The sequence below is a fragment of the Vibrio sp. 10N.261.52.A1 genome, from assembly GCF_002876325.1.
GTDB classification, from domain to species: Bacteria; Pseudomonadota; Gammaproteobacteria; order Enterobacterales; family Vibrionaceae; genus Vibrio; species Vibrio chagasii.
In genome coordinates this window covers 1-5,233 of record NZ_MCYD01001073.1, presented here as the reverse complement: position 1 = coordinate 5,233, position 5,233 = coordinate 1, and the positions used below count along the sequence as shown (strand labels likewise).

At 44.6% G+C, this 5,233-nt stretch carries 5 protein-coding genes; 2 read left to right on the top strand and 3 right to left on the bottom strand.

Features of this window, described 5'->3' with window-relative positions; all coding sequences use genetic code 11:
- The first annotated feature begins 143 nt into the window (after window positions 1–143).
- Window positions 144–1,217, top strand: a complete 1,074-nt coding sequence (locus BCT81_RS23165; RefSeq protein WP_102425997.1) for a 3-deoxy-7-phosphoheptulonate synthase — start codon at window positions 144–146, stop codon at window positions 1,215–1,217.
- 101 nt (window positions 1,218–1,318) lie between these two features.
- On the top strand, window positions 1,319–2,446 hold the full coding sequence (tyrA, locus tag BCT81_RS23160; protein WP_102425996.1) for a bifunctional chorismate mutase/prephenate dehydrogenase: 1,128 nt from the start codon (window positions 1,319–1,321) through the stop codon (window positions 2,444–2,446).
- Between the two features lie 130 nt (window positions 2,447–2,576).
- Here tyrA and BCT81_RS23155 read toward each other — a convergent pair whose 3' ends face one another.
- The 3 genes from BCT81_RS23155 to ettA form a co-directional block, all read right to left on the bottom strand.
- Window positions 2,577–3,608: a M23 family metallopeptidase gene (locus BCT81_RS23155; RefSeq protein WP_102425995.1), complete on the bottom strand. Its 1,032-nt coding sequence runs from the start codon at window positions 3,606–3,608 to the stop codon at window positions 2,577–2,579.
- Window positions 3,609–3,657: 49 nt separating this feature from the next.
- On the bottom strand, window positions 3,658–4,026 hold the full coding sequence (locus tag BCT81_RS23150; protein ID WP_061033326.1) for a PilZ domain-containing protein: 369 nt from the start codon (window positions 4,024–4,026) through the stop codon (window positions 3,658–3,660).
- Window positions 4,027–4,116: 90 nt separating this feature from the next.
- The coding region (gene ettA, locus BCT81_RS23145) for an energy-dependent translational throttle protein EttA (protein WP_102425994.1) at window positions 4,117–5,233 on the bottom strand (1,117 nt) is incomplete at its 5' end.

The following is a 5,233-nucleotide window of genomic DNA, read 5'->3' as shown; positions in this document are numbered from 1 at the left end:
AAACTCATGTGTAAAATTAAATTTACACCAAATGTTTTCTATTATTTACGCTTGCAATCGTTTTTGTAGCTGTTATTGTGTTTTTAAAGATTGTTAACCCAAATGGAAATGTTGGGTGTAAAGTTAAATATACAGGTTGAGTTATGCAGAAAAGTGAATTAAGCAATGTCAATATTATCGACGAACAGGTACTGATTACTCCTGAGGAGTTAAAAGCAAAACTGCCTTTGAGTGATAATGCTCGTCGTTTCATTCAAGAGTCTCGTCAAACTATCGCAAACATCATCCATAAGAAAGATCACCGCATGCTGGTTGTATGTGGCCCGTGTTCTATCCATGATGTTGAAGCGGCAAAAGAGTACGCGAAACGCTTAAAAGCTTTATCTGAGCAACTTAGCGATCAACTGTATATTGTTATGCGTGTTTACTTTGAAAAGCCTCGTACTACGGTGGGCTGGAAAGGTTTAATCAACGACCCTCATCTAGATGGTACTTTCGATATTGAGCATGGTTTGCATGTAGGTCGTGAATTACTGGTTGAACTTGCTGAGATGGAAATTCCACTGGCAACAGAAGCACTAGACCCAATCAGCCCGCAATACCTAGCAGATACATTCAGCTGGGCGGCGATCGGCGCACGTACAACGGAATCACAAACGCACCGTGAAATGGCAAGTGGTCTTTCAATGCCTATTGGTTTCAAAAACGGTACAGATGGCAACCTAGGCACAGCAATCAATGCGATGCAGGCGGCTTCTTCTAGCCACCGTTTCATGGGTATCAGCCGTGAAGGTCAAGTTGCACTACTAACCACTCAAGGTAACCCAAACGGTCACGTTATTTTACGTGGTGGTAAGCAAACGAACTACGATTCAGTATCCGTACACGAATGTGAGCAAGAGCTAGATAAGTCAGGTTTAGAAGCGGCACTGATGGTTGACTGCAGCCATGCTAACTCTCGCAAAGATTTCCGTCGCCAGCCTCTGGTTGCTGAAGATGTGATTCACCAAATTCGTGAAGGTAACAAGTCGATCATCGGCCTTATGATTGAAAGCCATATCAACGAAGGAAACCAATCTTCTGATATACCTCTCAATGAGATGAAATACGGCGTTTCAATTACCGACGCGTGTATCAATTGGGACACAACTGAGGCACTATTGAAACATGCACATACGGAACTAGTCCCGTTCTTAGAGAACCGTTTGAAAGGTTAGTCAGAGTTTAAAAGTTAAGTGCCTCATCTAATGGGGCATTTTAAGATCTGTTGCTAACGAAATCGGCGTTGGTGCGGGCTTATAGATTAGTAAGGAATAAAATGGCCGTTGAACTGAACGAATTACGCGACCAAATTGATGCTGTCGATAAACAAATGCTGGATTTACTGGCTCAGCGACTTGCTCTAGTTGAGAAAGTTGGTGAAGTGAAAAGTGAACATGGATTACCTATTTATGTGCCGGAGCGTGAAGCGGCAATGTTGGCGTCTCGTCGTCAAGAAGCAGAAAAAATAGGGGTTCCACCACAGCTCATCGAAGATATTTTGCGTCGAACTATGCGTGAATCTTATGCCAGCGAAAAAGACTCTGGTTTTAAGTGTCTCAACCCAGAATTACGTTCAGTGGTTATCGTTGGTGGTAATGGTCAGCTTGGTGGCTTATTTGGCCGCATGTTTAAGCTTTCTGGCTACGAAGTTAAAGTCCTTGGTAGTCAAGATTGGGATAAAGCCGATGAAATCCTAGATAACGCTGGTCTTGTGGTTGTAACCGTTCCAATTCACTTAACGGAAGGTGTGATTGCGAAACTTGGTAACCTGCCAAGTGATTGTATTCTTTGTGATTTAACATCGATTAAATCAAAGCCGCTGCAAGCAATGATGAACATGCACCAAGGCCCTGTTGTTGGTCTTCACCCTATGTTTGGCCCTGATGTACCAAGCCTAGCGAAACAGGTGATTGTTTACAGTGATGGGCGTGGTTCTGAAAGCTACCAATGGCTACTGGAGCAATTTAGTATCTGGGGTGCGAGCCTATGTCAGATGGATGCTGCTGAGCATGACCACGGCATGACTCTGATTCAAGCGCTTCGCCACTTTACCTCTTTTGCTTACGGCCTACACCTAAGCAAGGAGAACCCGAACATCGACCAACTTCTGAAGCTTAGCTCTCCAATCTACCGTCTAGAGATTGCGATGGTTGGTCGTCTATTTGCTCAAGACCCGAACTTGTACGGTGACATCATTCTCTCTTCAGATGAGAACATTGAGATGATTCGACGCTTCCACCGTTGTTTTGGTGAAGCACTTGAGATCTTAGACGGAAAAGATAAAGCCAAGTTCGTTGAGAGTTTTAACCAAGTGAGTGACTGGTTTGGTGACTACTCACAGCAATTCTTGCAAGAGAGTCAAAGCCTGTTAAAACAAGCACATGACTCGATTCATCGTGGCTAATCGCGGTTTAAAGACATAGAAAAAGAGCGACCATTTGGTCGCTCTTTTTGTTTGTGTTGAATGCTCGTAATGCATTTGGCCTATGGTAGGCAAAATGCTTTTGGATCATCATGGGCCAAGCGAACACGCCCTAGTTCGTCGCGATAGGCGCTTTGTTATTCTCGCTCGATACTCGGTTATCTTCGCTTGATACCGTATCGATCGTTGAGCTGATGTAAGGTACGTTGGTCAGATTGATCTGCAAACGAACCACGTTATCTATCAGTTGCACCAGCGGGCCCCATTTCACCTTTTTCTCTTTCTCAAATACGTAATTGAAGTTTTCTGGTGTCCAATCCATTAAGTATTGAGGGTTTAATGAGCGGCCAAGGAAGCGCACTTCATAATGCAGATGTGGCCCAGTTGAGTTACCTGAGTTACCACAGCTCGCAATCACATCACCTTTACTGACAAACTGACCACTGCGAACTTTGAATTTTTGCAGATGCGCGTAAGAGCTCATGAAGCCGAAGGAATGGCGCATAGTGATAAAGTTACCGAAGCCTTTCTTGCTTGGACGAACCGTTTCAATCACACCATCTGCAGGCGCTAAGATATCTTCACCGCGCTTACAGGTTAAATCGATACCAGTATGGTTGTGGCGTTTGCCGGTAATTGGGTTAGTACGGCGACCGTAAGAAGACGAGATACGTTGATAAGCCATCGGACTATCATTAGGAATTAAGCGGAACATGGTAGCTCTTACCGCTGAATCGACGGCTGCAGCATCAATGCGGTCTTCTAGTGAAACCTCATCGGTGTGTAACTCTTCATCAGCCAGGCCTAGAACGGATTCCACATCGAATACACGCTTACCGAGTAACTGAATCGTGCCTTCTTTCTCTGTTAAGGCTTGAGATAGGTTGTGGTTGGTTTCAACTTGTTCCGCGTATAAGAACTCGGTCTGCTCTTTTTCAACAATCAGAGTTTCAATTAACTGTTGTGCATCACCGGCTTGTGCAGCTAGCTTGTTTTTACTCTCAAGGTGCATGTAGGTTGCACCACCAATCAGCATCGGTACTGAGAGCAGGGTTGTCATGCATAAGAGTACGGCTTTTCGACCGAAGTAAAACGTCTGTTCCCCCTGACTAGAGGGAATAGTAATGGACACTTTTTTAGACATGGTTCTGTATTAACTAAATGCTTCTAATAGAAAAAGGATAATGGAGATATTATTCCTTGCCTAAGTCGGTAAGGTGTTCAATCTCTCTATAAAGCAGGTCATCGTCACCAACGTTAAGCTCAACAAGGCGCTTAAGGTGGCTGATACTATCAATATCTAAATGCTCTATGCGTAAACGCATTGAGGTATTGATGGTAGAGACTATCGTTGCTTCTAACTGAATATTGATATCGCTGTTGGTCAGCTTAAAGCTAACGTGAACAGGGTTATCCTGGTTAAGTTGCTGTAACTCTTCGCACTGAATGAGCAAACCATGAAGAGATAAGTCTTGCACTGAGCCTGATACATTTACTTGTCCTTGTGAGATTTCAGTCGGAACTTGATAAATAACTCGTGAAAATTGACGTCTTTCAATCATAAGTATTCTCTCTATATCGGTGCGGAATGCGTAAGCCAGATATATCAAAGGCCGCTATTATCGCGGCCTTTGTTCAAAATACAAGCTTATTTACTTAGCAATACGTTTGTACTTGATGCGGTGTGGTTCTGCCGCTTGAGCGCCCAGAGTCTTCTTCAGCCACTCAGTGTACTCAGTATAGTTACCTTCGTAGAAGTTAACTTGACCTTCATCACGGTAGTCTAAGATATGGGTCGCAATACGGTCTAGGAACCAACGGTCGTGCGAGATAACCATTGCACAGCCAGGGAACTCAAGTAGCGCTTCCTCAAGAGCACGTAGTGTTTCAACGTCTAGGTCGTTGGTAGGCTCATCGAGTAGCAGTACGTTACCGCCCGCTTTTAGTAGCTTAGCTAAGTGAACACGGTTACGCTCACCACCAGAAAGCTCACCGATGATCTTCTGTTGGTCGTTGCCTTTGAAGTTGAAACGAGAACAGTATGCACGTGCTGGGATTTCGAAGTTGTTGATCTTAATGATATCAGCGCCTTCAGAGATCTCTTGGAATACTGTCTTAGTGTCGTCCATGCTGTCACGGAACTGATCAACAGAAGCAAGCTTAACTGTTTCGCCCAATTCAACTGTACCTGAGTCTGGTTGCTCTGCGCCGCTTAGCATCTTGAATAGTGTTGATTTACCCGCGCCGTTGGCACCTACGATACCCACGATTGCACCCTTAGGCATGCTGAATGATAGGTCATCGATAAGAACGCGGTCACCATATGACTTAGTTAGGTTCTTAACTTCAAGAACTTTGTCACCTAGGCGCTCACCTGGCGGGATGAATAGTTCGTTGGTTTCGTTACGCTTCTGGTATTGGCCAGTCGTCAGTTCTTCAAAACGAGCCATACGAGCTTTAGATTTAGCTTGACGACCTTTAGGGTTTTGACGAACCCACTCAAGTTCTTTCTCGATAGTCTTTTGACGTGCGCTTTCACCAGCTTTCTCTTGCTTTAGACGCTCATCTTTTTGCTCTAGCCAAGACGTGTAGTTACCTTGCCATGGGATACCTTCACCACGGTCAAGTTCTAGAATCCAACCAGCAGCGTTATCTAGGAAGTAACGGTCGTGGGTAATCGCCACAACAGTACCGCTGTAGTCCACTAGGAAGTGCTCAAGCCATGCAACCGATTCTGCATCTAGGTGGTTGGTTGGTTCGTCAAGAAGC

Excerpts from the sequence above, each read along its gene's own strand:
- BCT81_RS23155 (WP_102425995.1), bottom strand. The coding sequence starts at position 3,608 with ATGTCTAAAAAAGTGTCCATTACTATTCCCTCTAGTCAGGGGGAACAG.
- BCT81_RS23150 (WP_061033326.1), bottom strand. The coding sequence starts at position 4,026 with ATGATTGAAAGACGTCAATTTTCACGAGTTATTTATCAAGTTCCGACT.
- BCT81_RS23165 (WP_102425997.1), top strand. The coding sequence starts at position 144 with ATGCAGAAAAGTGAATTAAGCAATGTCAATATTATCGACGAACAGGTA.
- tyrA (WP_102425996.1), top strand. The coding sequence starts at position 1,319 with ATGGCCGTTGAACTGAACGAATTACGCGACCAAATTGATGCTGTCGAT.